At 62.0% G+C, this 26,696-nt stretch carries 24 protein-coding genes and 1 tRNA gene; 8 read left to right on the top strand and 17 right to left on the bottom strand.

Annotated elements, in window-relative coordinates:
• Positions 1–3: 3 nt before the first annotated feature.
• The 4 genes from L8F45_RS15005 to L8F45_RS14990 all read right to left on the bottom strand — a co-directional run bounded on the left by L8F45_RS15005 (position 4) and on the right by L8F45_RS14990 (position 4,475).
• Entirely contained in the window at positions 4–1,203 is a 1,200-nt protein-coding gene (locus L8F45_RS15005; protein WP_342358685.1) for an enolase C-terminal domain-like protein, read from the bottom strand.
• A complete protein-coding gene (locus tag L8F45_RS15000) occupies positions 1,155–1,976 on the bottom strand; it encodes a phytanoyl-CoA dioxygenase family protein (RefSeq protein ID WP_342358684.1) in 822 nt (273 codons plus the stop codon). The genes L8F45_RS15005 and L8F45_RS15000 overlap by 49 nt, the downstream gene beginning before the upstream one ends.
• 62 nt (positions 1,977–2,038) lie before the next feature.
• Positions 2,039–3,277, bottom strand: a complete 1,239-nt coding sequence (locus tag L8F45_RS14995) for an ABC transporter substrate-binding protein (RefSeq protein WP_342358683.1) — start codon at positions 3,275–3,277, stop codon at positions 2,039–2,041.
• Between the two features lie 55 nt (positions 3,278–3,332).
• Positions 3,333–4,475 carry a mandelate racemase/muconate lactonizing enzyme family protein gene (locus tag L8F45_RS14990; RefSeq protein WP_342358682.1) on the bottom strand — a complete coding sequence of 381 codons (1,143 nt, stop codon included), beginning with the start codon at positions 4,473–4,475 and terminating at the stop codon, positions 3,333–3,335.
• Between the two features lie 60 nt (positions 4,476–4,535).
• On the opposite strand from L8F45_RS14990, the gene L8F45_RS14985 reads away from it, so the two are divergent.
• Entirely contained in the window at positions 4,536–5,264 is a 729-nt protein-coding gene (locus tag L8F45_RS14985; protein ID WP_342358681.1) for a GntR family transcriptional regulator, read from the top strand.
• Between the two features lie 428 nt (positions 5,265–5,692).
• Here L8F45_RS14985 and L8F45_RS14980 read toward each other — a convergent pair whose 3' ends face one another.
• The 8 genes from L8F45_RS14980 to L8F45_RS14945 form a co-directional block, all read right to left on the bottom strand.
• Positions 5,693–6,985 carry an NAD(P)/FAD-dependent oxidoreductase gene (locus L8F45_RS14980; protein ID WP_425329924.1) on the bottom strand — a complete coding sequence of 431 codons (1,293 nt, stop codon included), beginning with the start codon at positions 6,983–6,985 and terminating at the stop codon, positions 5,693–5,695.
• 28 nt (positions 6,986–7,013) lie between these two features.
• A complete protein-coding gene (locus L8F45_RS14975) occupies positions 7,014–8,177 on the bottom strand; it encodes an alpha-hydroxy acid oxidase (RefSeq protein WP_342358680.1) in 1,164 nt (387 codons plus the stop codon).
• Between the two features lie 30 nt (positions 8,178–8,207).
• The gene (locus tag L8F45_RS14970) at positions 8,208–9,638 is read right to left on the bottom strand and encodes an FAD-binding oxidoreductase (RefSeq protein WP_342358679.1); all 1,431 of its coding nucleotides are present in this window, start codon (positions 9,636–9,638) and stop codon (positions 8,208–8,210) included.
• Positions 9,639–9,710: 72 nt separating this feature from the next.
• Positions 9,711–10,775, bottom strand: coding sequence for a polyamine ABC transporter substrate-binding protein (locus L8F45_RS14965; RefSeq protein ID WP_342358678.1), 1,065 nt, complete (start codon positions 10,773–10,775; stop codon positions 9,711–9,713).
• A 46-nt stretch (positions 10,776–10,821) separates the two neighbouring features.
• Positions 10,822–11,946, bottom strand: a complete 1,125-nt coding sequence (locus L8F45_RS14960) for an ABC transporter ATP-binding protein (RefSeq protein ID WP_342358677.1) — start codon at positions 11,944–11,946, stop codon at positions 10,822–10,824.
• Positions 11,939–12,748 carry an ABC transporter permease gene (locus tag L8F45_RS14955; RefSeq protein WP_342358676.1) on the bottom strand — a complete coding sequence of 270 codons (810 nt, stop codon included), beginning with the start codon at positions 12,746–12,748 and terminating at the stop codon, positions 11,939–11,941. The genes L8F45_RS14960 and L8F45_RS14955 overlap by 8 nt, the downstream gene beginning before the upstream one ends.
• On the bottom strand, positions 12,745–13,599 hold the full coding sequence (locus tag L8F45_RS14950; protein WP_342358675.1) for an ABC transporter permease: 855 nt from the start codon (positions 13,597–13,599) through the stop codon (positions 12,745–12,747). Before L8F45_RS14950 ends, L8F45_RS14955 begins: the two co-directional genes overlap by 4 nt.
• Positions 13,600–13,733: 134 nt before the next feature.
• Positions 13,734–14,357 (bottom strand): cupin domain-containing protein, encoded by a 624-nt coding sequence (locus tag L8F45_RS14945; protein ID WP_342358674.1) that lies wholly within the window; start codon positions 14,355–14,357, stop codon positions 13,734–13,736.
• 193 nt (positions 14,358–14,550) lie between these two features.
• On the opposite strand from L8F45_RS14945, the gene L8F45_RS14940 reads away from it, so the two are divergent.
• The 3 genes from L8F45_RS14940 (at position 14,551) to L8F45_RS14930 (ending at position 17,966) form a co-directional block, all read left to right on the top strand.
• Positions 14,551–16,038, top strand: coding sequence for an aldehyde dehydrogenase (locus tag L8F45_RS14940; RefSeq protein ID WP_342358673.1), 1,488 nt, complete (start codon positions 14,551–14,553; stop codon positions 16,036–16,038).
• Positions 16,039–16,055: 17 nt separating this feature from the next.
• Positions 16,056–16,964 (top strand): dihydrodipicolinate synthase family protein, encoded by a 909-nt coding sequence (locus L8F45_RS14935; RefSeq protein WP_342358672.1) that lies wholly within the window; start codon positions 16,056–16,058, stop codon positions 16,962–16,964.
• 339 nt (positions 16,965–17,303) lie between these two features.
• Entirely contained in the window at positions 17,304–17,966 is a 663-nt protein-coding gene (locus tag L8F45_RS14930; protein WP_342358671.1) for a DUF3489 domain-containing protein, read from the top strand.
• A 218-nt stretch (positions 17,967–18,184) separates the two neighbouring features.
• Here the strand turns inward: L8F45_RS14930 and L8F45_RS14925 are convergent.
• A tRNA-Ala gene (locus L8F45_RS14925) sits at positions 18,185–18,260 on the bottom strand.
• Positions 18,261–18,621: 361 nt separating this feature from the next.
• On the opposite strand from L8F45_RS14925, the gene L8F45_RS14920 reads away from it, so the two are divergent.
• The 3 genes from L8F45_RS14920 (at position 18,622) to L8F45_RS14910 (ending at position 22,009) form a co-directional block, all read left to right on the top strand.
• The gene (locus L8F45_RS14920) at positions 18,622–20,586 is read left to right on the top strand and encodes a bifunctional 2',3'-cyclic-nucleotide 2'-phosphodiesterase/3'-nucleotidase (RefSeq protein ID WP_342358670.1); all 1,965 of its coding nucleotides are present in this window, start codon (positions 18,622–18,624) and stop codon (positions 20,584–20,586) included.
• 12 nt (positions 20,587–20,598) lie between these two features.
• The gene (locus L8F45_RS14915; protein ID WP_342358669.1) at positions 20,599–21,582 is read left to right on the top strand and encodes a TRAP transporter substrate-binding protein; all 984 of its coding nucleotides are present in this window, start codon (positions 20,599–20,601) and stop codon (positions 21,580–21,582) included.
• A 259-nt stretch (positions 21,583–21,841) separates the two neighbouring features.
• Positions 21,842–22,009, top strand: a complete 168-nt coding sequence (locus tag L8F45_RS14910) for a hypothetical protein (protein WP_342358668.1) — start codon at positions 21,842–21,844, stop codon at positions 22,007–22,009.
• A 163-nt stretch (positions 22,010–22,172) separates the two neighbouring features.
• Here the strand turns inward: L8F45_RS14910 and L8F45_RS14905 are convergent, their stop codons facing one another.
• Together L8F45_RS14905 and L8F45_RS14900 are read right to left on the bottom strand one after the other, a co-directional pair.
• The gene (locus tag L8F45_RS14905; protein WP_342358667.1) at positions 22,173–22,526 is read right to left on the bottom strand and encodes an MmcQ/YjbR family DNA-binding protein; all 354 of its coding nucleotides are present in this window, start codon (positions 22,524–22,526) and stop codon (positions 22,173–22,175) included.
• Positions 22,526–23,206 (bottom strand): methyltransferase family protein, encoded by a 681-nt coding sequence (locus L8F45_RS14900; RefSeq protein WP_342358666.1) that lies wholly within the window; start codon positions 23,204–23,206, stop codon positions 22,526–22,528. Before L8F45_RS14900 ends, L8F45_RS14905 begins: the two co-directional genes overlap by 1 nt.
• 412 nt (positions 23,207–23,618) lie before the next feature.
• On the opposite strand from L8F45_RS14900, the gene L8F45_RS14895 reads away from it, so the two are divergent.
• Positions 23,619–23,909: a hypothetical protein gene (locus tag L8F45_RS14895; protein ID WP_342358665.1), complete on the top strand. Its 291-nt coding sequence runs from the start codon at positions 23,619–23,621 to the stop codon at positions 23,907–23,909.
• A gap of 45 nt (positions 23,910–23,954) precedes the next feature.
• Here L8F45_RS14895 and L8F45_RS14890 read toward each other — a convergent pair whose 3' ends face one another.
• Together L8F45_RS14890 and L8F45_RS14885 are read right to left on the bottom strand one after the other, a co-directional pair.
• Positions 23,955–25,634 (bottom strand): acyl-CoA dehydrogenase family protein, encoded by a 1,680-nt coding sequence (locus L8F45_RS14890; RefSeq protein ID WP_342358664.1) that lies wholly within the window; start codon positions 25,632–25,634, stop codon positions 23,955–23,957.
• Between the two features lie 81 nt (positions 25,635–25,715).
• Positions 25,716–26,621: a DMT family transporter gene (locus L8F45_RS14885; protein WP_342358663.1), complete on the bottom strand. Its 906-nt coding sequence runs from the start codon at positions 26,619–26,621 to the stop codon at positions 25,716–25,718.
• Between the last annotated feature and the right edge of the window lie 75 nt (positions 26,622–26,696).

The following is a 26,696-nucleotide window of genomic DNA, read 5'->3' as shown; positions in this document are numbered from 1 at the left end:
CGCTTACGCGCTTGTAGCGGCGTTACGCTCGACATGCGCCCAGTCGACATCATAACCGAGGCCAGGCTCGCCGGACACGTTGAGGTCGCCATTGATGATCGCGAGCTTGCCGAGCGTCTTCAGATTATTGATCTGCGTCTCATTGATGACGAGCTGCTCGTAATAGTCATTCACGCGGATCGCGGCGCAGAGCTGCGCGTTGGCGAGCCCCATGCCATGCACCTGACAGCGCATGCCGTGACTGTCGGACAAGTGGGCGATCTTCATCGATCCCGTGAAGCCGCCTTTGAAATTGGTGTTGACGCGAGTCATGTCGAGCGCCCCCATCTGGATCCATGTCGCCATATTCCAGTGGCAACCGTCCGATGTTTCTGCTGCGAGAACCGGTATATCAAGCGCGTCGCAAAGCTTTTTGTAGCCGTTGAGTTCGAATTCGCGCATTGGCTCCTCATACCAGAGAAAACCGCATTCCTCGAGCACGCGGCCGAACCACATCGAGGTGACGTAATCCCAACCGGCTGAGCCGTCGAACATCAGGTCGGCGTCGGGACCCGCCCATTTGCGCAGATTGCGCGACAGCTTCGCGTCTTCCTTTGCATCTCCCCAGGCGTGCAGCTTGAACGCTCTGAAGCCGACATCGACGCATTGTTTGATATAGCGCTCATATTCCTCCATCGTGTCCCACGTCACGGTTGAGGCATAGGCGGGCACCTTCGGATCGTTGCCGCCGAGCATCTGCCAGATCGGCATGTTCGCTTTCTTCGATTTGATGTCCCAGGCGAGCAAATCGACAAGTCCGAGATGCGTCATATGCATCTCATCGACGCGATCGATTTCCCAAATGAGATGCCAGAGCCGTTCGGTGTTCAGCGGGTTTTCTCCGACCAGGCTTTTGAGCCGGCGCTGTGTGAGGTCTAACACCGCGTGGGCGTAGCGGGCCGAGGATTCGATCTGCACGCCGCCGGTGATTCCTTCGTCCGTTTCCATGCGAAGGACGGCGGTGAACTGCTTGCGATCAGGCGTAATCCCGTCATGCGATCCCATTAGCCCTTTGCGCCAGCGATAACGATAAAGCGGCGGGCTGGTCTCGATCACGAAGCAGCGGATGTCGGTGACGCGCATGAGAATGTTCCGGAGCTGATCGCCGAGATGAATCAGGATGCTTTCGCCGGCGGTTTCGGCGCCAGCCGCGTGCCGCCCCACGATTGCGCGTGACGTTCGAGATCGGCCGGCAGGAATTCGCCGGACGCGCCGTCCTCATGGTCGAAATAATTCCAGCGATCGACGCCGCGCACGGGGATGGCCTTGTCGCGAACGCCGCCCGCCTGTTTCACATGCGCGGCGACATAGCGGATCGCGAAGCCGATGCGGCGATGATTTGATCGGTTGGGTTCGGAATTATGTGCGATCTTCACATGATGCAGCGACATCTCGCCGGGCTTCAGGACGACATCGACCACCTTGTCGAGATCGACGTCGACAGCGATTTCCTGCCCGCGCGAGAGAAGATTGTCCGCCGCCCAGGTTTCGCGATGCTCGACGAGGCCATCCTTGTGTGTGCCGGGAACAACGCGCATGCAGCCGCTTTCGACCGTGCTCGGCATGAAGGCGACCCAGGCGGTGACGATATCCGCCGGCTCGAGTCCCCAATACGTCGCGTCCTGATGCCAGCTCACATAGGCGTCGGAATGTGCTTCCTTCAGAAAGAAGTTCGCTCCCCAGACGAGAATGTTCGGTCCGATCAAGCCTTCGACCAGATCGAGAATACGCGGACTTCGGCAGATGTCGGTCAGGGTCTTTGAAACCATATGTGTCTTGTGCAGCAGAAGCCCTTTGCGCGTCTCGGCCGGCATCGCGTCGATGCGATCGATGACGCCGAGGCCAGCGGCGCGCTCTTTCTCCGTCAGCACGGAGAAAGGGAACAGGACGCCGTCATCGCGATAGGCTGCAACCTGATGCGGGCTTAAGGTCGCCATGATGATCGTTCCGCGGCGGTTAAAAGAATTGGCGGTGAGCTATGCAGCCACAACGCGCTCCCTCACTTCAGAGCGCTTTCGAGCCCCTTCATCATCGCGTCGACCGCCTGCTCCGGCGTCGCGCGGCCGACAAGCGCTTTCTGGAATTCCGGCAGCACGACAGTTTCAGACCAGCCGGCGACACCGACGAAGGTCGGCGGCAGACGCCCGATCCTGGTCGTTTCGACGGCCGCGGCGTAAACCGGATTTTTCACGATCCGCTCGTCGCTCGCGACCTTCGGCGATGACGGGAAATAGCCGGTCTCCTCAAGGAACGCGATCGCGGGCTCCGGCTCGGCCCAGAAAGAAATCCAAGCGAAGTCAGCGTCAAGCTTCGCCGAATTCGACACGGCGTTGAAGAGATAGGTGAGCCGCGCGATATGCGCCGCGGGCCCCGCCGGCATCGGCAGAGTGCCGAACTGTTCGGGCTTCAGCGCCGCCTGAATTTCAGTCAACGAGCCGGTGTGATGCCAGACCATAGCGGTCTGGCCGGTCTTGAACGCTTCCATGATCTGGCGATAGCCGTCATTCGGCGCGCTCGGCGGCGCGACCTTGTGCTTCGTCAGAAGCTCTGAATAGAACGCGACCGCTTCCGTCGCCTTCTTCTTGTCGATCGCCATCTTGCCGTCGACGACAATCGGCGAGCCCCAGCTTTCGATGAGATCGATCACATATTTGAATCCGCCTGCGCCGCCGCGCAAACTCAGGCCATAACGATTCTTCGCGGGGTCGCTGACCTTGATCGCGGCGTCGAGAAATTCCGCATAGGTTTTCGGCGGCGCGATGCCTTTCTCGGCGAACCAGTCCTTGCGATAATACATCCAGTCGACGAAGGTGAAGGCGGGGACGCCGTAGGTCTTGTTGTTCACCGTGCAGCCTGCCCAGGCCTGCGCGGGATATTCGCCGTAACGCGGCCACGCCTTGATCTTTTCGGTCAGATCGGCGAGCGCGCCCATCGCCACGAGATCACCGGCGCGCTCCGCCACCACCATACAGGTGTCCGGCTTCGCATTCGCGACGACAGCGGCCGTCATCTTCGACATGTATTCGGGATTCGGAATGTTCTCCTGGGTGACCGAGATATCCGGATATTTCTGCTTGAACAGGGCTACGACGCGCTCAAGACCCTTGAACTCCGTCGTCGAGGTGAAGTGATGCCAGTAGTTGATGCCCGCTTTCTGCGCAAAAGCCATGTCGGGCGACAGGCCCGCGATCGGAGTCGCGGCGAGCGCTTGCAGAACAGTCCGGCGATTCATTGTCATGCGCAGCTCCTCCCGTTTGTTCCGCGAACTCTGGTGGTTCGCTGTCTCTGTTGATTTATGCTGCGAGCCTGATTGGGCTCGACTGCGGCGGCGCCGGCAAATCCTCGGCGCGCGCGACATCGGGGCAGGCGTGCTCGCGACGCGCCGTTTCGCTCAGCGTCAGACCGTGGCCAGGGCGATCAGGCGCGATCGCATAGCCGTCGCCCATGGCGATCGGCTCCTCGACGAGATGATTATAGTTCTGAAAGGAATATTCGATCCATTCGGCGTGCGGCAGCGCAGCCGCCATATGTACGCCAAGCTCCAGCATCGTATTGCCCAGGCTGACAGGAATGCCATGCTCGGCCGCGAGCCAGCCGGCCCGCATCACGTCGCTGACGTTGCCATGGACGTTGAGGATATCGACGCCACGCGCCTCGATCAGTTTGCGCTTGCCGCGCAGATCGAGATATTCGCCGGAATTGACGTGAACCCACGGCGCGCCGGCGCGGATTTCGCGCAAGCCGTCGAAATCATCGCGCAGGCATGGATCCTCGGCCCAGAGAATATCGAAGCCGGCGCGGCGATAGGCGTCGAGACGACGCACCGCTTCCCGCGGTGACCAGGCTTCGTTTGAATCGACCATGATCGGGCCGCGATCGCCAACCGCCTGACGCAAAAGCGTCAGCCGATGCAGGTCCCAGTCGAGTTCGGGATGGCCGACCTTGATCTTGTAGCCACGAAAGCCCAGCGCCGCCGCTTGTGAAAAGAACTGGGCGTAGTGGTCGTCGCTGAGATGAAAATCGAGACCGCTGGCGTAGGCGCGCACCCGCGGATCATCGCCGCCCAGCATGCGGTAAAGCGGCAGCCCCACTTCTTTTGCCGCAAGATCCCAGCAGGCCTGGTTGATCGCTTCCTCGAAGGGCAGGGACATCCGCCGGATATTGCCGCCGCGCGGCCGGCGGATGCGATGGATCAGTCCGGCCGGCGCCTGCCCCTCCAGCCCAGGCCAGGCCTCCTCGCGGAAGATGCGCTCGATCTCGACGAGGGCCGGGAGCGGATGGAACAAGCTCGCTGCGAAGCCGAGCCCGACGCGGCCGCCATCAGCCAGCAACTCCAGCGTCGCGTAGTGAGCGTGCGCGATATGGACCTGGCTGTCGCCGATGACGCGGTCACGCGCATATTGGAACCGCGTGAGCCTGAAGCCCTCGATCCGCATTTCCGTCCCGCTCGTTCTATCGTATGGATATCAGATGGAGCATCTGATAGATCAGTTTGAATGAAAGACATATCAGCTTATTCGGCGGCCGCAAGCGCTCCCTATGCGGCGGGCGCTCCGGGGGAGACGGAGGAGGGCGCTCGCAACCTGAGCGACATCGCCCGCGACCGGTTCATGCAGGCGCTGTTCGCGCACCGGATCGAGCCGGGCGCCTATCTCTCGCAGGGCGAACTGGTGAAGATTTTGGGCGTGCCGGTCGGGCCGCTGCGCGACGCGCTGCGCACGTTGCAGGCCGAGGGCTGGCTCACCATCCATGCGCGATCCGGCATCGAACTGCGCAAGCCGGATTTCGCGCTGGTGCGTAACTCCTACCAGTTGCGCCTCATCCTCGAGCGCGCCGCCGTGCGCACCTTCGCGGAGCTTGCGCCAATGCCGCAGATCGAGGCGCTGGAGCAGGGCCATCGCAATGTGCTCGCCGAGATCGAGGGCAAGGAGCTTACGCGCGACATGGCGCGTTATTATGAAGGCGTCGATTTCGGCTTTCATCTCGAAGTGGTCGCGATCCTGTCGAATCCGCTGCTCGAAGCGGCTTACAAACAGGCGCAGGGCTTTGTGCAGCTCGTGCGGCTAGATCGTGAGTTCAAGTTGTCGGGACCTTTGGTCGCGCGCACCATGCATGAACATCTCGACATTCTCGCTGCTTGCCGAACGCGCGACGCCGGGGGCGCCGAGGCCGCGCTGGAGGTGCATTTCGGGCGAGCGATGCAGCGAGCGATCGGATTCTTTTAAGGCGGCGCATATTAGATTTGCGCACTACAGTTGGGAGCCGCCGCGTGCATTTTCGTCAATGAACCAAAGTCAACCCGCTGGAATTGAAGGCGCAAGGGGAGTTTGGCATTGTTGGCGCCAACGACGCTGTCGCCGTTCAGTGTGTCAAGTGACGCATAAGTGCGCGCGAGACTTGCCAATAATGCTCGATAAGTTGCAACGATAGATCTAGGCGCGTGTTCGGGAGCGCCATGTATTCTGGGAACTATCGCGGCGAACTGATATCTTGAGCTGTGCTGTATGTTTCGACTTCAAGAGCGTGAATATCCGCTTCGGATTCTGACCGTGAACGTCTGGAATTGGCGCGTCGCGTGAGTCGAGATTTTGCCTGTCAAAGCGGCCTAATTTTAGCGCCGCCACGCGGCCACACCTTGATAGGCCGATGAATGCTACAGACCCAGTCGATCCATGATCCTGCCGTGAAGCACGACGCTTCGAACGGCTAGGGGCCAGAAGGAATGAAAGCGGATGGGCTTTTGGGTGACGACTGGCAAGTCGAGCTGCGCGCTTGCGCCCTTTATCAGTCGTGCGGCCAGCTGCTCGGCGATCGCCGTTCCCAGCGCTACACCGCGGCCGTTACACCCGAGATAGATAAGGGCGTCATCGTCTGGCTCATGCAAATGAGGCCAATGATCCTGCGTCATTGCAAGCCGACTGTTCCAGCCATGGCTCCAGCGAATTTCTCGAAGATCCGGCCAGAGGCGTTGCGCATAGGCGAGGAGATATCCGATCTCGCCCGGCTTTGAAATTGGGCGCATTGGACCTCGCCCGCCGATGAGAAGACGGCCCTGGGCGTCGACGCGATAGTAGACTGTAATGCGGCCGCTTTCGTAGACGTTGGAGCGTGACGGGAGGATGCGCTTGGCCATCGCGGCAGGCAACGGTTCGCTCGCGGCGATCGCGCTGAACACAGGAACAATTGTCTGTTTCAATCCGCTCCAGAGATCGTCCGTGAAGCCATTCGTTGCGATCAGGATTTTTTCCGCCTGAACGCCGCCGCGATCGGTCTCGATTATCCAGCCATTGGCGGCGCGCTTGATGCTGCGGGCGGGCGTCTGTCCATACACGTTCGCGCCGGCTGCGATGGCGGCGCGCGCCAAGCCGCGAACATAGCTCAGCGGATTCACGTCGCCGCCGCGCGCGTCGAACATTGCGGCGACATATCGGTCGGTTCCCGTCGCCGCGGCAACCTTCCTCTCGTCGAAAATCGCGACAGGCATTCCGCGGGCGATGCATTGACGCGCGGTTTCCTCAACGCCAGTAGCGGCGCGTTCGCTGTAGGCTGCGCGCAAGGTTCCGTTCTGTCGCGCATCGCAATCGATGCCGAGGCGCTTGATCAGCGCCAGCGCCCGGTTCGGCGTATCATAGGCGAACGCGATCATGCGCCGGCCGAGATCGGCGCCATAGGTTTGTTCGATCGTGTCGGGGTCGTATTTCAGTCCTGGATTGAGCTGTCCGCCATTCGCGCCGGAGGCGCCCCAGCCGGGCTCCTGCGCCTCCAGGACTACAACTTCGACGCCGGCTTCCGCGAGATGAAGCGCTGTCGCCAAGCCGACGATTCCGCCGCCGATGATTGCAACATCCGCGCGGCGCGAACCGTCAAGGGGCGGCGTCTCCGGCGCGGGCGGCGCGTCAAGCTGATAGACGCTGGGCGGTAGTGGCTTCAATCCCGCTTCGATCACGCCATCACCTCCCGGCCAGGAAGATGGATCATATGTGGCTCCCGGCAAAATTGATGAAGCTCGAATCAAGTTCGCTCATCTTTGCGCATCCCAGAAAGCCGAGCGCTGCGACCATCTCGTCGCGCAGGAGGCGGAGCACATGCGCCGCGCCGGCTTCGCCGGCCGCCGCGGTTCCGTAAAGCGCCGCGCGCCCGATCAGCACGGACTTGGCGCCCAACGCGACGAGCTTCAAGATATCCGTTCCTCTCCGGACGCCGCCGTCGGCTATGATCTCGATCTTGTGGCCGACCGCAGCGGCGATGGCGGGCAGGGCGCGCATCGGCGCGACCGCGCCATCGAGATTGCGTGCGCCATGGTTCGACACCACAATGGCGTCGACGCCCAGATCGGCCGCCTTGCGGGCATCGTCGACGCGCAGCACCCCTTTCAAAACAAGCTTTCCACGCCAGCGGCGGCGCAGATCGCGCAGGTCGTCCCATGTCAAAGCATCGCTCAGTCGCACCTGCTCCCATGTCGCTGCGCGCGTGATCTTGGAGCGGAAGCTCGGCGGATAGTGCTGATAGGTCGGGACGCCGCCATTGAGGATGTAGCGCAGCAAGACCCGCCAGACCCAGAGCGGGTGGAGGATCATGTCCAATCCTCCTCGCAGCGAGGCGCGGATCGGCACTTCATATCCGTTGCGCGTGTTGTATTCGCGATTTGGTGTAGCGACCGTGTCGACGGTCAAAACGAGAGTCTCGATCCCGTTGCCCCATGCGCGTTCGACGAGCTCATGGGAAAGCGCGCGGTCGCGCCACATATAGAGCTGAAACCAGAGCGGCCCCTTGGCCGCAGCGACGATGCGCTCCATCGCGGTGATCGAGCCAGTCGCGGTGCAGAAGGGAATCCCGACTTCAGACGCGGCTCGTGCGAGCGCGATCTCGCCCTCATGCCAGCAGAGGCCGGCGGCGGCGGTCGGCGCAATCGCCAATGGCAACGGCTGCTTTCTTCCGAGCAGGGTCGTCGAAAGGTCTCTCGCGGAAACGTCGACAAGGACGCGCGGATTGAATGTCGTCGCGTCGAATAGCTGTCGCAGCCCGATGAGCCCGACTTCATCCTCCGCTCCGCGATCGATATATTCGAAGACGCCGCGCGGCAGCCGGCGACGCGCCAATTGCCTGACCTCCTCGATGTTCAGAGCGGACAAAGCCATCGGCGTCGGCTGTTTGCGGCGCTGCTGGTGTTAAGCCGCGTCGGGAAAGATCTTCCCGGGATTCATAAGGCCTGCCGGATCGAGCATTTTCTTGACGCTTCTCATCAGCTCAAGCTCGGGGCCGCCTTTCATATGAGCCAAACGTTTGCGATAGGTCGTTCCGACGCCGTGCTCGGCTGTGATACTCCCGTCCATCGCAATCACGATATCGTCGATGATGATGTCGATGGCGTGCGAAGCCTCCTCATAAGTCTCCTCGTCCGCAAAGCGGTGGTGTGGAAACAACACCACGACATGGATATTCCCGTCGCCGATATGACCGACCATCATCACATTCGCATCGGGATAGGCGGCCGAGACGCCTGCCTCAACGGCCGCCGTGAATTCCGGTTGCCGCGCGACCGGAACCGAACTGTCGTGCGACATGGTTTTGCCGGCAAGCTTGAACTCGCCTGTCACGCCGTGCCGTAACTTCCAGATCGCCTCCTCCTGGGCGAGGCTTGAGGCGATGGTCGCATCGCTGATCAAGCCGGCTTCGAACGCGTCGGCGAGGAGCTTCTCCATCGATTGCCCGATGTCCGCGTCGACCAGCGCGTCGCCAGCTTCGATCAGCAGATACCAAGGCGCCTTCTGACCAAATGGCGTCGCCGTTCCCTGGACATAACGCAGGACGAAATCCATGTAGGACGAACCAATGATCTCGAAACTTGAGATGCGTTCCCCGAACGTCGCTCGCGCGCGAGCGAACATCGCCAGCGCGTTCTCGACGCTTGCAAGTTGCATCAGAGCGATTGATCGCGTCCGGATCGCCGGAAACAGCTTGAGCGAGGCGGCTGTCACCACGCCCAACGTTCCCTCAGCGCCAATGAAAAGGTGCTTGAGGTCATATCCGGCGTTATCCTTGCGAAGCCGCCGCAGGCTGTTGAGCACGCTTCCGTCGGGAAGCACGACCTCCAGGCCAAGAACGAGCTGGCGCATATTGCCATAACGCAAGACGGCGATGCCGCCGGCGTTAGTCGATATGTTTCCGCCGATCTGGCAGCTGCCCTCCGCGCCAAGGCTCAAGGGAAACAGTAGACCTTCCCTGGCCGCCGCTGCCTGAACATCGGCGAGAGTGCAGCCGGCTTCGACGGTGATGGTTTCCTCCGCCGCCTCGACGCTCCGGATGCGATTGAGGCGATCAAGGCGCAGGATGATTCCGGGCTTTGCGGAAAGCGGCGTCGCGCCGCCGCACAGCCCCGTATTGCCGCCCTGCGGCGTGACGGCGACGCCGGTTTTTGCGCAGGCCGCGACGACGCGCGCCACTTCGTCTGTGCTCGACGGCTTCACAACGGCGAGAGCGGAGCCTCGATATCTCGCGCGATGGTCGGTCGCGAAAGGCTCCACGTCGCTTGGCTGGGTGACGACGTAGCGCTCGCCTGCGATCGCTTTCAGCTCACCGAGGAAAGAGTCATGTGTCATGATGGATGCGCTGTTTGAAAAATGGATCACCTCGCTCGACGAGGCCGAGCGAGGCGTTGCGGATGATACGCCTCAGGTCAGCATCCACTCGGCGTAGCGCTTCTGCACGGCCGTGTAGTTCGCGCTCCACCACTCCGCGTTGACGATGACGTTCTTTCCGTTCGTCAGATCGGGGAGATAGTCCTTCGAGGGCGACGCCTTCACTTGCTCCACGGCGGCGACCGTGTTCGGCAGGTAGTAGCCGCGAACCGCCCATTCGACCTGTCTGTCCGGTCGCAGGCAGAAATTAACGAAGCGCATGGCGGCTTCCTTGTTCTGCGATCCCTTGGGAACGGCGAAGTAATCGAGCGAATTGACCGTCTGCTCAAAAGAGAAGTCGAGCGGCGAACCGGCTTTCTGGGCCGCCTTCACGCGATTGAAGTAGCTATAGGAGAAATCGCCTTCATTCTGCGTGACCGAGGTGACCTGCTCCGGCGTGGTGCTCGTCCATTTCGTGACATGCGGCTTGATGCGATCAAGCACGCGGAACGCGCGTTCTACGTCCATCGGATAAAGATCCTTCGGCGCGACGCCGTCGGCGACGAGAGCGACCTCGAGTGTCTCTGAAGCGAGCGCACGCATGACGCGTCGTCCGGGATATTTCTTGATGTCGTAGAAGCCGGCGAAATCGACAGGGTGCTTGCCGTCGGGGTGCCGCTTGCTGTCCCAGAGGAGGCCGCCGCTATAGAGATAGATCGGCATGTAGGTCGGCGCGCCAGCCTGCACCACATCGCCCGGCTTGATGATCGACATGTCCAGCGGCTCCCAGAGATCGTCTCTGGCTCCGGAAGTTGCGAAAGCGGCGGGCGCGTCGATGACGTCCCATTGCACCGCCTTGCTTTGTACTTGCGCCTTGACCTTTGCCATGTCGCCATTGTCGACGAGCGTGACGGGGATGCCGGTTTCCTTGGTGAAGGGATCAGCGAAAACCTCGCGCACCGATTTGTTGTAGTCGCCGCCCCAGGATGTCACGGTGAGCGTCTTGTCGGCCGCCTGCGCGCGTCCTGTGAAGATCGCTGGCGCTGCGATCAGGCCCGCGAAGCCGACGCCGGCATGCAAAAGTGTGCGTCGCGACGCCCGAAATATCTTGTCAGTCATGGTCCTCTCTCCCTTCTGAATTCTGTTTTCTGCGCAACCCGTGCGATCAATGCGCGCGCGGAGACGGCAGAAGACGGGCGTGCGCCGGCCGCCATTCGATCCGGACGTTGTCGCCGCGCCGCGCGCTGGCTCGATCAGGTTGATTGAGTTCCTGAACGATGATTGTCGATTGATCGGCGCAGCGTACGAAATGCCTGACGACGCCGCCGAGCAGGATGGAGTCCTCGATCTTGCCCGCAACGCCGTCTGCGCGATCTTGGCCGGCGAGCATCATATTTTCGGGACGGATCAACAGCACCGCCTTGTCGCCTGCGGAGATTGCGAATTCGGCTGTTTGAGCAGGAAATGTCCCGATCGCCGTTCGCAGCGAAAGCCCGGCGTTGCTGGTTTCGACCGTTCCGGGGATGAGGTTCGAGCTGCCGATGAATTCCGCCGAGAAAACAGTCTCGGGCCTGAAATACAGCTCGTCAGGTTGGCCCTGCTGCTCGATTCTGCCGCCGTTCATCAGGATGATGCGGTCCGACATGGTCAGCGCCTCGTCCTGATCATGGGTGACGTAGAGCATGGTGACGCCGAGATCGGCGTGGAGACGCTTGATTTCGAGCTGCATCTGCTCGCGCAGCTTCTTGTCGAGCGCGCCGAGAGGCTCGTCCATGAGGATCAGCGCGGGGTTGTAAACGATGCAGCGGGCGAGCGAGACGCGTTGCTGCTGGCCGCCGGACAGCTCTCGTGGGCGGCGGTTCGCCACATGACGAAGCTGAATCAGGTCGAGCGCGCCCTCGACCTTCCGCTTGATTTCTTCTTTCGGCAGGCGCCTGACCTGCAGAGGAAATGCGATATTCTCGAACACCGTCATGTGCGGCATGAGGGCGTAATTCTGGAAAACCATGCCGAGGCCGCGCTGGTTCGTCGGCAATGTCGTGGCGTCGCGCCCGTCGATCACGATACGGCCTGAGCTTGGCGCGATCATGCCGGCGATCAGGTTGAGCAACGTCGATTTTCCCGATCCGCTCGGGCCGAGCAGTGTGACGAATTCGCCTTTGCGGATCGCGATATCGACGGGATGAAGCGCATCGACTGCGCCATAGCGCTTCGATACGCTCTGAAGCTCGACCATCGCCTGATCCTGTCCGGCGGATCTGGCGTTCGTCTGCGCCGACGCGTTATTCATGTTCGGTCTCGGTCTTGCGCTGCAGCGCGATGAGGCCAAGCGCGATCAGCAACGACAGCAGGGTGAGAAGTGTGGAGACCGCGGCGAGCACAGGCGTGATCTCCCAACGGATCGAGCTGTACATTTTGACTGGCAACGTCATGGATTTCGCGCCGGTGACGAAGTAGGCGACCACCACTTCATCCAGCGACATCAGGAAGGCGAAAAGCGCTCCCACGGCGATCGACGTCTTTATTTGCGGCAGCACGACGCGGAAGAAGACCGTCGGCCGCGATGCGCCCATGATCGAAGCCACGGTTTCCAGAGACGTGTCGGCATGTTGGAGACCCGACATCACGGAGATCACGACGAAGGGCGTCGTCAGCATGATGTGGGCGAGAACCACGCCTGTTGTCGTGTCCAGCAATCCCCAGTTCGAAAACTGAAGGTAAAGGCCGAGGCCGAGCACGATGACGGGCACGAGCATCGGGGTCATGAAGAGGCCGCGAAGCAGATTGCGTCCGGGAAGCCGGGAACGCGCCAGCGCATAAGCTGCGGGAACGGCAAGGGCCAAGGTCAACAGCGTCGTGACGACGGCGACAAACAGGCTCTGCGCCATCGAGCCCCACCAGGCGGGGTCGGTGAAGAATTGGCGATAAAGCGCGAGTGAAAACTGCCGCGGAGGAAATTCGATCTGACCGGGATTGCCGAATGAAATGGGAATGACGATCAGGCTGGGGATCAGCAGGAACACATAACAGGCCCACGCGGCCGTCGAGATCATGTGGCGATTGAGTGATCCGGAGCTGGCGAGCGTGCTCATGCCGCTGCTCCGATCGTTCCGCCGCCACGCGCCTTGCCAAGAAGCGCGACCAGCGCGCCTGAAATCGCGAGTAGAACAACCGCGGTCGCGGAGGCGGCGGTCCAGTCGAGCGTCTGGCGAGTATAGAAATCAACCAGATTCGCGACCATCATATCCTGTCGCCCGCCGAGCAGCGCAGGCGTGATGTACATGCCGATCGACAAAGTGACATTGATGAGCACGCCGGCGATCACGCCGGGAAGGCTGAGCGGCAGCGTGATTTTCCAGAAGATGCGAAGCGGCTTCGCACCCATGGTCTCGGCCGCGAGAACCAGTGTGCGATCTTGGGCAAGCAGGCTGCCGAGAATTGAAAGGATCATGAACGGCAGGAGAAAATTGATCATGCCCAGGATCACGCCGACGCGATTGAACATCATCGGCAGGTTGATCTGTCCGCCGCTCAGGAATCCGAGAAGCTGATTCACCAGCCCCTGATTTCCGAACACCGTCGTCAGCGCGAAGCTCTTGACGAGGATGCTCGTCCAGAAGGGCAGCATGACCATGATGAGATAGGCCGTGCGCCTGCGTGGCGACTGCGCCGCGAGATGCATGGCGACGGGATACCCGACGACGAGGCTGACCAGCGTGCCGGCGATGCTGATCTCGAACGTGTTGCGCAGAACTCTGAGAAAGAGGGTGCTGTTGATGAGGTCCGTATAGGCCTCAAGTGAGAACCGGCCGGGATGGATGCTGGTCCAGACAGTCAGCGCCAGCGGATAGACCAGCATGGCGATCATCAGAAGCGTCAAGGGCGCGAGCAGCATCAGCGCCGACGAAAGATTGAGCTCCGATGCTGCGCCTGACTGGGCCACCTGCAGCGCATCCCCCGATCGACGGGCGCCCTCGCGCCTCGCAAGGCTCCCCGGAAGCGGGAAGCTTGCTCGAACTATGACAGTCGAATTTCAGGAGTGCAACGCAATTTTTCAAAATTCTGAAAAGCGGGCGGTCAGATGTCAGCATTGACCCAGAAGACCGCGGCCGGTCCGCGACCGGGATTCGCGAAATGATGCGGCTTTGAACTGGCGAAGGCGAAGCAGTCGCCTTCATTCAGGGTGAAGGTCTCGCCGTCGATCTGCAGTTCAAGGACGCCTGACAGCAGGAACCCGATCTCCTCGCCTTTGTGGGAGTAGGGCTGTGCGCCGGAATTGCAGCCGGGTTGAATGACCATGAAAAACCCCCGCAGCCTCTCGCTGGCGGCGGGCGATGCGACATCCTTGCGGACGCCATCGAGATCAAACAGCCGCGAGCGCTGGCCGGCCCGCACAATATACCTGTTTTCGGCGTTTTTAGTGGGAATTTGCGATGGATCGATGAGCCAGGCGGGCATGACGCCCAGCGCGTTAGCCACCGTGTAGACCGTGCGGACGGTGGGAGACACAAGACCGCGCTCGAGCTGCGACAGGGTGCCGATCGACACGCCGGTCGCCTTTGAAAGATCGGTCAGCGTCAGGCCGGCCTTCGACCGCAGTTCGCGAATTCGGCGCCCAAGCTTCCGCGTCTCGTCATCGGGGTCGCTCCCGTTGGCCAGCGCGCCGGAGGCGTCATCCTCAACGATTTTGATCTGCGACATCGATCGGGCGCATCCGTTGTTGGGCCGGCCTCGCCTCTCCGAGGCGGGTCGGCGCAGCCTACAGGGATAACGCCATATCATGAAGAAGCCAAACCAATTTTCAGAAAACAAAAAATTTGGCTGGAGGGGACAGGGGAAACGCCCTATCATCCAGCCGGTCGACCGATAGGGTCGTCCCGTCCGGAAACAGATCATGTCCGCATCGATCGATTGGCGCGCCCGCGCCGCGACGCTCTCCATCAATGGCCAGGCGTTTGTCGGCGGCAAATATGTTCCCTCGCAGTCGGGCCGCACCTTCGATTGCATCAATCCAGCAACCGGACGGCTGTTGGCGAAGGTCGCCGCCTGCGACGCGAGGGATGTCGATCAGGCTGTTTCTGTTGCGCGCGCGGCATTTGCATCCGGCGTCTGGTCGCGTATGGCGCCGCGAGATCGCAAGAGCCGTTTGGCCGCTTTTGCGGACCTCATCGCCTCCCATAGCGAAGAGCTCGCTCTCCTCGAAACCCTGGATATGGGCAAACCGATCCGCGATAGCCTCGCCGTTGATCTGCCTCTCTCCGCCCAATGCATCCGCTGGTACGCGGAAGCAATCGATAAGATCTATGACGAGATCGCGCCGACTGCGCCCAGCGCGATTTCGCTGATCCGGCGCGAGCCCCTCGGCGTGGTGGCCGCAGTGGTGCCGTGGAATTTTCCGCTGCTCATGGCGGCCTGGAAAATCGGTCCCATTCTCGCGGCGGGTAATTCGATCATCTTGAAGCCCGCCGAGCAGTCGCCGCTGACTGCGATCAAGCTCGCCGAACTCTCGGCGGAGGCGGGCATTCCCGACGGCGTGTTCAACGTATTGCCCGGGTTTGGCGAATCCGCAGGCCGGGCGCTCGGTCTTCACATGGATGTCGACGCCGTGGCCTTCACCGGATCGACGGAGGTCGGAAAATATTTCCTCCAATATTCCGGCCAGTCCAACATGAAGCGTGTGGGACTTGAATGCGGCGGCAAGAGCCCGAACATCATCCTTGCCGACGCGCCTGATCTCGACGCCGCGGCGACCGCCGCGGCCTGGGGCGTCTTCTACAATCAGGGTGAGGTCTGCAACGCAGGCTCGCGTCTGATCGTCGAGCGCAGCGTGAAAGACCAGGTCGTCGAGAAGGTGATGGAAGTAGGGCGCGCGATTAGAGTTGGCGATCCCCTCGATCCTGCGACGGAAATGGGCGCGATGGTCGACCAGACCCAGACCGAACGCGTCATGGACTACATAGAGAAGGGCAGGGCGGAAGGCGCGAAGCTGCGCCTCGGAGGCAGACGGATGGAGAAGGAAGGATGCTTTATCGAAGCGACTCTGTTCGACGATGTGACGAGCAACATGACGATTGCGCGCGAGGAGATATTTGGCCCGGTTCTTTCCGCGATCGCAGCGAAGGATATCGACGAAGCCGTTTCGATCGGCAACGACACGATCTATGGTCTTGCCGCGGCCGTGTGGACGAAAGACATCAACAAAGCCTTCAAGGCGTCATCTACGCTGCGCGCCGGCGTAGTGTGGGTGAACTGCTTTGATCATGGCGACATCTCCTCGCCCTTCGGAGGCTTCAAGCAGTCCGGTTTCGGGCGCGACAAGTCGCTGCACGCGCTGGAGAAATACACGGAGCTGAAGGCGACCTGGATTCATCTGGGCCAATAGAGCGACGCGAGCGTGCGATGATTGACTTGATGTTCCGCGGCCTCATTCCCGCATTCCCCACGCCTCTCAAGGCGGACGGCTCCGTTGACGAGCGCGGTCTGGAACGCATTGTCGATTATCAGATCGAGAGAGGCGCATCAGGGCTGGTGCCGGTCGGCGGCACTGGCGAGGCGACGGCGCTCGGTATGAGCGCGCGCAAGCGCGTCGTGGAAATCACCGTGTCCGTTGCGGCGAAGCGGGTTCCCGTTGTCGCCGGCGTGCTGGATCCGGGCTTTGGCTACGCAATCGACGCTGGACGGCTTTACAGCGAAGCCGGCGCCGACGGGCTCATGATTATTCCGCCATACTACACGAGAGCCGATCAGGATGGAGTGCTGCGCTATTTCCGCGCCTTGAAGTCCGAATTGAAGTTGCCGATCATCTTCTACGACAATCCTTATCGCAGCCACATCGTCACTGCGCCCGCGACGATCGCGCGGATGGAGGAAGAGCGGCTTATTGTTGGAATGAAAGCCTCCAATACTGATCTTTATCATCTTGATCAGACGTCGAAGCTCGTCAGTGACGAATTCTGTCTGCTCAGCGGCCAGGACACGCTCTTTGTTCAGCAAGTCATCCTCGGCGCCAAAGGAGGCGTTCTGACGTCGGCGTCATTGCTGCCGGACTATTGGGCAAAGGTGCAGGCTCTCGCCGAGAGCGGACGCGTAGCGGAGGCGCTGGCGGCGCAGGGCAAACTCAACCCGCTGATGGATGCGCTGTTCGCCGAGCAGTTTCCGGAAGCTGTTAGAAGGGCGTTCGAGCTTCTCGGTCTGGCCGTCGGCCGGTCTTTGCCACCGATTGGGCCTCTCTCACAAAATGGAGATGAAAAATTACGCGCCGCTGTCAATGCGTTGCTTGCTTCGGGCGTGCTTCGGCGCGCTGAGTAGCGGCGCGTTCGGCGTCAGGAAGCCCTTGGGGCTGTACAATTCTGCGACGTGGCTCCGCTTTTTTAAGTTTCGCACCCAATGCTCTGTGAGGCGGCGAGGTATCGGGGCCAGCCGTCGCGACATGCTTTTGTCGCCTTCCGAACGTCCGCTTCGAAGAGCGAGCGCGAACAGCCGCTATTGGCGCCAAGCGGCATTCCCGAGCCTCGCAAATTATTCGAACCGTCTGCAGAAACGGCTGGCATCCGTTCGGAATTCGAGCATGTGTGTGGTTGTGAGCGCTGCGGGCTGAACCGCGCTTGATCCGCCCCATCGGTTTGATCCGGTCCGGGGCTTCTCCTGGTGACGGGGCTGGAATGGCCGGTCCTGCGACCGCAGGAGAGCAACATGACTATCAAATTGTCGAATGCGCAGCTCGTGCTGATGAGCGCGGCGGCCCAGCGCGATGATCGCTGCCTTGTCGCATCGCAACAGCTGAAGGGCGTGGCGGTGAAGAAGGTTGCAGAGAAGCTGATCGGCGCGGCGCTCGTCAAAGAGGTTCGCGCGAAAGCGGAGATGCCGGTCTGGCGACGCGATGAGGAGGGGCGGGGCTTTGCACTCAAACTGACGGTCGCGGGGCTGAAAGCGATCGCGGTGGAGGACGAGGCGGGCGACGATGGCGGCTCCTCTGAAGAGCGTGCCCGGGAAGGCAAGGCGGGTCTGGCAAAGCTGGCCGACGGCGTCGGCGTGGGTTCTTCGGACGCCGTCGCCGCGGCGCCTGGCCGCCAACTCGCGCCGCCGCGGGCGAACACCAAGCTCGCTGTGGTGGTCGACCTGATGCTGCGGACCGAGGGCGCGACCATCGAGGAGCTGACGGCCGCAACGGGCTGGCTGGCTCATACGACGCGGGCGGCCATCACCGGGCTGCGCAAACGCAACTTCAAGGTCTCGCTCGACAAGGCCGACAAGGAGATCGCTGCAGTCTGTCGCTACGCGGCAGCGGACCTCAGCCTGAAGCACAACTGAATCGCGAAGGGCGTGCGGTGTTTTCACGGCGAAAACGATGCCCTCTTAGCATTCCAGGACACGCGAAAATATCGCCAGAGACCGCACGCGCATTCTGCGCGCAAAGTCGTCGAATGCCGCGTTTCGAGGCGTCGCAGACCGAAATTGGGAGAGCTAACCCGCGGAAAATCCGCCGAATTTTAGAAAGCAGGACGAAGAGGCTGGGAGCGCGGACCGGGTGGTGGAGCTGAGCGGGATCGAACCGCTGACCTCCGCAGTGCGATTGCGGCGCTCTCCCAGCTGAGCTACAGCCCCGTTCCCGGGTTGGGCGGCTTTTAGGCGGCCCGATCGTATCCGTCAACGAGGGAATTCGAGCGGCCTCAACCATCGCCGGCGGCCCTGCGACAATCCGTTCCCAATCACGGAAAATGCTGATTTTGCCTGCTATTTCGAGCTGATCGGGCCCGTCGGCCGATCGGTGGCGCGCCTCCTCGCGGCTTTTCGGCCCATCCCGGCCGGTCGTTCGAACGGCTCGTTCTTGTCGCTCGGGCGCTGATTCCGCCGCCCGGAACCCTTGTTCCGGCGCGCCTGCGGCGTTGGGCGCTCCACATTCCCGATGCGCCGCCGGAAGCGGCTTGTTAATCTCCATGCGGACCACGCGTATCGGAAGCGCCCCATGTCAAAGCGAATCAAGCTCCCCTCCCACCCGGATCGCCGCCAGATGATCGCCAGCGCCGCCGCCGCCAGCGCCGCGGCGCTCCTCCCGACCGCGGCTCTCGCCCAGTCGCCGCGCCTCAAGCTGCGCATTCTCGAGACCACCGACATCCATGTGAATGTCGCGGCCTACGACTATTTCCGCGACACGGCCGACGACACGGTCGGCCTCGCCAAGACCGCGACGCTTCTCAAGGCCGCGCGCGCCGAAGTGAAGAACAGCATCACCTTCGATAATGGCGATTTCATCCAGGGCTCTCCGCTCGGCGATTACATGGCTTACAAGAAGGGCCTGAAGAAGGGCGACACCCATCCGATGGTCGCCGCGATGAACACGCTCGGTTACGCCTGCGGCACGCTCGGCAATCATGAATTCAATTACGGCCTCGATTATCTCGAAAATGGCTGCGCCGCCGCGAATTTCCCGCTCGTCTGCGCCAACGTGTTCAAGGCCGACGGCAAGCCGCTCCTCAAACCCTGGATCGTGGTCGAGCGCGAATTCGAGGATGACGCCGGCGCCAGGCAGAAACTGAAGCTCGGCGTCATCGGTTTCGTGCCGCCGCAGATCGCGCAATGGGACAAGGGCAATCTCGAAGGCAAGGCGACGGCGATCGACATCGTCGACGCGGCGAAGAAATATGTGCCGGAGCTGCGCCAGCAGAATGTCGATCTCGTCGTCGCGCTCTGTCATTCCGGCATCGCCGGCGGCGAGCGCAAGGGCGGCGAGGAGAATGCGGCGCTCTATCTCTCCATGGTCGACGGCGTCGATGTGATCCTCACCGGCCACCAGCATCTGGTGTTTCCGGGCAATCGCGCCTTCGACAATATTCCCGGCGTCGACAACAAGAAGGGCTCGCTCAACGGCAAGCCGGCGATCCAGCCCGGTTTCTGGGGCTCTCATCTCGGCATCATCGACCTCGATCTGGAGAAGCGCGGAAACGCCTGGGCCATCGCCGATTTCAAGGTCGATCCCAAGCCGATCTATGAGCGCACGCCCGATCGCAAGATCGTCTCCAAGGCTGATGCCGACGCCGGCGTCATGGCTGCGGTGAAGACGGATCACGAAGCGACTCTGGCTTACGTGCGCACGCCGGTGAGCGCGACGGCCGCGCCGATCACCAGCTATTTCGCGCTCGTCGCCGACGATCCTTCCGTGCAGATCGTGTCGAACGCGCAGCTCTGGTACGCGAAGCAATGGATCGTGAACACGCCCTACGCCAAGCTGCCGATCCTGTCTGCAGCGGCGCCGTTCAAGGCGGGCGGCCGCGGCGGTCCGAATTATTTCACCGACATTCCGCCAGGTCCGATCGCAATCAAGGATCTTGCCGACATCTACATCTATCCCAACACGCTGCAGATCGTGAAGGTGAATGGCGCGCAGCTGCGCGGCTGGCTCGAGCGTTCGGCCGGCATGTTCAACCGCATCGATCCCGCAAAGACCGAGGAGCAGCCGCTGCTCAACGATGCGTTTCCGGCTTTCAATTTCGACGTCATCGACGGCATCACCTATGCGATCGACGTGTCGCAGCCGTCGATGTTCGATGTCGAGGGCAAGGTCGTTGCGCCTGACGCGAAGCGCATCGTCGATCTCAAATTCGACGGCAAGCCGGTGGCGGATGCGCAGGAGTTTATCGTCGTCACCAACAATTATCGCGCGTCCGGCGGCGGCAATTTCCCCGGCACCAAGACGACCGTCGTCTTCGAGGCGCCCGACATGAATCGCGATGTGATCATGCGCTATCTCATCGAGGAGAAGACGGTGAATCCGACGGCGGACGGCAACTGGGTGTTCGCAGCCTTGCCGGCGACAACGAACGTCACTTTCCTTACAGGCCCGAAGGCGAAGGACTTCCTGCCGAAGACCTTGAAGGCCTCTCTTGTCGGCGACGGGCAGGACGGATTCATCAAGTACAAGCTGGTGTTCTGAGGCGCTTCGGAGATGATTCAATGGATCGTCGCTCTCGTCGTCGCGGCTCTCGCGGCGACGACGGAGCTTCGCGCGCAGCAGGCATGGCGCGTTATCAACGAATATCCCGCGAGTTCGCTGCCCGGCGAGGCTGACGCGCTGTTTGCGAAACTCGTCGCGGAGCGACTTGGCGGCAAGCTCTCGATCACGCCGGTCCCCGATGCGAAATCGGGATTGAAATCGTCCGAACAGGTCGACGCCGTCGCCGCCGGCCGTTTCGAGATGGCGAACAGTTTCGGCGGCGCGCTTGGCGGCGCCGGACCCTGGTTCCTGCTGTCGTCGCTGCCGTTCGTGACGGCCGACGCCGCCGACGCGAAGGCGTTGTTTGAAATCGCCGAGGCGCGTTATCACGAGATGTTCGCGAAGCGCAGCCAGAAGCTGCTCTATGTCTCGCCATGGCCTGCGTCCGGCGTCTGGTCCTCAGCGCCTCTTGGCGGCTCCGAGGCGTTGAAGGCTCTGCGCATCCGCACCTTCGACGCGACCGGGACGCAGCTTTTCGGGCGCATCGGCGCAAAGGCCGAGATCGTGTCTTTCGCCGATCTCGAAGGCAAGCTCGCGAGCGGCGAATTCAACGCTGTGCTGTCGTCCGGCGACGGCGGCGCCGGACGCAGCCTCTGGCGTCATCTGAAATATTTCAGCGAAATTGGCTACGCCGTGCCGCTCAGCTTTGCGACTGTCAATCTTGAAAAGTGGAATGCGCTGGACGCGGACGCGCGCGCCGAGATCGAGCGCATCGGCAAGGAGGTCAGCGAGCGGCAATGGGCGGCGATGAATGGCCGCGTTGACGCCAATTACGTCCGCATGCGCGACAACGGCATGTCGATCGCAAAGCCGCCCGTCGAGGTGATGCAGACGCTGCGCGAGGCCGCCGCCGATGTTCTCGCGAAGTGGACGGCCGACGCCGGCGGGGACGGCAAGGCGCTGCTGGCCGCCTATCGCGCCAGGCGCGGCAAATAGCTGAAGATATTCCGGCAGATTCACTAGATCACGCCGCATTTTGATTGAATCAATCAAAATGCGGGAACGTGATCGATTCCAAAAGTTGAGAGCATGGCTTTTTGCAGCGCGAACGCTAGCGTTCGTCGCGGAAAAACCGGTTCCCACTTTTTCGCGCCATGCTCTCGCGGCTCCACGTTCCGGAACAAGCTGCAGCGCGATTCGTTCTCAAGAGGGCGCGCGCAAAGATGAACGCGTTCGCTCGAACGGGAATGGCGCAATGCTGGATGAGGAAGCAAGGAATGACGTCACACGCGCGCGTCAGGGCGTGACAGGCCACAATGTCTGGAAAGTGCTGGCTCTGGGCGTGATCGGCGCGGCGATCGTCTTTCTGATCGCTTATCTGTTCTACTTCTCCGGCGCGCCCAATCCGTCAGCGGTGTCTTAGAGGCGATGAGATTAGCTTTGAATATTTCCGCCGTCATTCCGGGGCGCGCCGAAGGCGCGAGCCCGGAACCCAGACAATTGTGCAGTGGCTCAATGGGTCCCGGGCCCGCGCTGCGCGCGTCCCGGGATGACGGCGGAAGGATTCGAGCCAAATTCATCCTGCTCTAGCGGCGTCCGCCGGTAGATTGCATCGCGCGTTTACTTGCTTTCTTCGCAACGGCGTGCGTCCATGCCGTGCTCAGTGCGTAATTCAGCCGTTCGGCGCTCATCTCCGCCAGCTTTCCCTCCGTCCATCCCTGCCGGCCCCAGGCGTTCGGCAGAGCGGAGAAGGCTTCCGGCGCCATCATACAGTTGAACTCCTGCTCATCAGGCGTGAATTTGAAATTCGCGCTGCGGCCGTCGGCGGCGAGCGTGACATAGATGCGCGAGACCTTGAACGCCACGCGGTCGAAATGCGGCGTCTCCGTCGTGCCCTCAAGCGCCAGCGCCATTCGCCTGAGATCGTCGCCCGTCATCATCACCACAATCCGGGCGCGAGCCGGAAGCGAACCTTCTCACGATAGTCCTGATAGCCGGGGAGATTTCGCACGAGATAGGCTTCCTCGTCGAGGAGCCGCGCGGCGAGCAGCCAGATGACGAAGGGTGCGAGCAGCAACGCCCACCAGGAGCCGAGCGCGAGCGGAATGCCGAGAAAGATCGGCGTTGCTACAGCGTACATGGGATGCCGCACGATCGCGTAAGGCCCCGTCGAGATGACGGTCTGGTTTTCGGCGACGCCGATCGTCGCCGCGGCGAACGTGTTGGCTCGCAGTACATAAGTCACCGCGAGGAAGCCGATTGCAATGAAGATGTGGCCGAGGATGATCGCCGCGCGCGGCGCCGTCGACCAAGCGAAACGGCAATCGAGCGCGGCGATCAGGATTGTTGCGATCATCACGATCGAGATGGCGAGCTGGATACGCTTCTGCGCCGGCTCCGTTTCGGCGGTCGGTCCGCCGCGCAGGCGCCGCTCAAGCAACGCCGGATCGACGATGTAGAAATACCAGGTGAGGAGAGCCGACCAGAGCGAGAAGTGCGCCCAGAACAGCCATGGCGTCCATACTGTGAGTCCGGCGAGCGGAATCACAAGAATGGCCAGTGCAATGATGAACTTGATCGTCCCGGATGCAGCTCTTTTGCCAAGTTCTGCCCTGTCCATTGGCGTTTCTCCCGTTGGCTGTCGCGATAAGAGCGATCCGTCGCGACGCGTTTTCACGATGATAGCGCAAATGATGGCGTAAGAGCATGGCGCGAAAAGTGGGAACCGGTTTTTCCGCAACGAACGCTAGCGTTCGCGCTGTAAAAGCCATGCTCTAAACTTTTGGAATCGATCACGTTCCCGCATTTTGATTGATTCAATCAAAATGCGGCGTGATCCAGGGCGCCGTCCGAATGCGGGAGGCGCTCCGCAAAGCGCTGTTGTCGCGGAGAGGCGAGCATCGCCGCACATTTGCGACGCGGTGGCGTCGCCAAATGACCGCATCGTCTTCAGACGATCGCCGGATTCCGGCAATACGACTCATGCGTCAGCGTATCGAGCATCTTCTCCGCCACCCTGCAAGGAATCTGCGATGAAGCTGAATCCCACGCGCATCAACCAGACGCTCAGCCAGTTCGACGCCCAGCCTTTGCCGGAGACTCATCCGGCCATGCCGCAATTCAATGAACTGTTCGGCGAGCATACCTTCTTCATTAATGAAAACGGTCTCAGCATCGTGGAGCCTGACGCGCCGATCGATGGACAGGGCAAGACAGGACGGGTCGTCAAGATCGCAAGCTGGATCGACGAGAGCAGAAGCCGGCTTGCTCCGCATGAGCGCGAGTTCACCGACACTGTGATTCTGTTCGGCAAGGCGGCGTGAGAATATCTATGGCGCGCTGCGTTGCTGAAACCGCAGCGCGTCAAATCAATTTCCACCTTCGAGCAGCCTTCGCGCGATCACCTGCGCCTGGATTTCTGCGGCGCCCTCGAAGATGTTCAGGATGCGCGCGTCGCAGAGCACGCGGCTGATTGGATATTCCAGCGCAAATCCGTTGCCGCCATGGATCTGCAGCGCATTATCGGCCGCCGCCCAGGCGACGCGCGCGCCGAGCAGCTTGGCCATGCCCGCTTCGAGATCGCAGCGCTTGTCCTGATCCTTCTGCCGCGCTGCGTGATAGGTGAGCTGGCGGACGATCGTCAGTTCGACAGCCATCATCGCGAGCTTGTCGGCGACGCGCGGGAAAGCGATCAGCTTCTTGCCGAACTGCACGCGTTCATTGGCGTAGCGCATTCCAAGATCGAGCGCCGCCTGCGCCACGCCGATCGCGCGCGCCGCCGTCTGGATGCGCGCGGATTCAAACGTCTGCATGAGCTGCTTGAAGCCCTGGCCTTCGGCGTCGCCGAGCAGATTTTCCGCCTTCACCTCGAAGCCGTCGAAGGAGAGCTCGAACTCCTTCATGCCGCGATATCCCAGCACCTCGATCTCGCCGCCGCTCATGCCCTTTGCGGGGAAGGGGTCTTCGTCCGTGCCACGCGGCTTTTCCGCGAGCAGGATGGAAAGGCCCTTATAGCCGGGCTCGTTCGGATTGGTGCGCACCAGCATGGTCATCACGTCGGCGCGGACGGGATGCGTGATCCACGTCTTGTTTCCCGTCACCTTGTAGACGTCGCCGTCGCGCACCGCGCGCGTCTTGAGCGAAGCGAGATCGGAGCCGGTGTTCGGCTCGGTGAAGACGGCGGTCGGAAGGATTTCGCCTGATGCGATCTTCGGCAGCCAGCGATCTTTCTGCGCCTCGGTGCCGCCGGCGAGGATGAGTTCGCTTGCAATCTCGGAGCGCGTGCCGAGCGAACCGACGCCGATATAGCCGCGCGACAGCTCCTCGGAGACGACGCACATGGATTCCTTGCCGAGACCCAGGCCGCCGTAATTTTCCGGCAATGTCAGGCCGAACACGCCAAGCTCCGAGAGCTTCTCGATCACCTCCATCGGGATGTAATCGTTGCGCAAGTGCCATTCATGCGCGTGCGGCGTGACTTCCGCGTCGCAGAATTTGCGCATCTCGTCGCGGATCGCGACGAGCGTGTCGTCGAGGCCGGCGTCGCCGATGAGTCCGTCATGGGCGTCCGCGAAACCCGCAACAAGCGCCGCGCGATTTTCCGGCGTATTGCCTTCCGCGATAGCAGCGCGCACGGCCTCGCAATCAAATGCGGCGATCGCGCGTTCAGGCAGGCCAAGCGCGGACAGGCGCACGATCTCGCCCTGGCTCATGGGAACGCCGCCAAGGAGCTGCGCGCAATATTCGCCGAGCCCGATGCGCGTCAGCAGCTCTTCCGTCGCGCCGAAGCGGCCGGCGGCGCGCATCCGGTCGGCATAGGCCGCGAGCTGCCTGATCGACTCGACATAGGTTGCGATCCAGGAGAGGCCATGCGTCGCCGCCTGTTCGATCTCGAGCTGTTCGGCGGACAGTTTGCCGTCGATGAGGACGCGGGCGCGCACGGCGGCGACAGCCTCGGCGAGCAGCGCGTCGGCGGCTGCGGCGATCTCGGCCGCTAGGGCGGCAACATCATGCGACGAATTGGGATTCGCGGCGGCGAGGCGGCTCATCCTGATCTCCCCCGTTATTGTTGCGGCGCACAATACGCGCCGGGTCCGGAGGAGGCAATCAGACGAAGGGTCAGTCGGATGTCATGATCGCGCCGTCGCCAGCCATACGCCGGCGACTGTCAGCGCGAGGCCCGCGATCTGCACGGCGTTCAGCGTCTCGCCGAGCGTGACATAGGCCATGGCCGCCGTCACCGGCGGCACGAGATAGATGAGCGTCGCGACCTTCGACACCGCGCCGCGCCTGATCAGATAGATCAGCAGGCAGACGCCGCCGATCGACAGGACGATCACCGACCAGGCCATGGTCAGGATGATGGTGAAATTCCATTCGACGCGCATCGGCTCGAGCAGAAAGGCGAGCGGCGCGGTTATAATCGCCGCGCCGAAAAACTGCAGCGCGGTGACTGGCATGACATCCATGCCGGAGGCGTATTTCTTCTGGTAGAAGGTCCCGAGCGTGGCCGCGAGCATCGCAGCGACATTGATCGCGATGGGAATGAGCGCCGCCTGCAAGGTCGCGCCGTCGAGGCCTGCGAGGCGCGGCGCGAAGGCGACGCACAGCCCGAGAAAGCCGAGCGCGATGCCGAGCCATTGCCGGCCGGTCACCGTCTCCTTGAGGATGAGCGGTGCCAGCGCCGCGGTGAAGATCGGCTGCAGGGCCGCGATCACGCCCGATAGACCCGCAGGCACGCCGTGGCGCACCGCCCACCACACGCCCGCGAGATAGAGTCCGTTGAGCAGCACGCCGGCGACGATGGCGTGAACGATCAGCCGCGGCCGCGTCGGCCAGGGCGACCGCGCCATGAGCGCCAGCACCGCAAGCGCCAGAGCGGCCAGCGAGTGCCGGACGAGAAGGAAGGCGAGGGGGTCCGCATAGAGCGCGGCGTAGCCGGCGCTGATCCAGCCGGTTGACCAGATCAGCACAAACAGAATGGGTGTGGCGCGCGTGAACAGGTCGCGCGCGTCGTCTCGCATGGCGATGGACATGTCGCTGGGCGCTGGCGGCGCTCGAAGCGCCCGGGGCCGCGTCTTTAGGCCGAAATGGCGTCATTCAGGAGGCGG

It is taken from the genome of Terrirubrum flagellatum (assembly GCF_022059845.1).
GTDB lineage: Bacteria > Pseudomonadota > Alphaproteobacteria > Rhizobiales > Beijerinckiaceae > Terrirubrum > Terrirubrum flagellatum.
The sequence above is the reverse complement of the archived record's forward strand: the minus strand, read 5'-3'. Positions and strand labels throughout refer to the sequence as shown.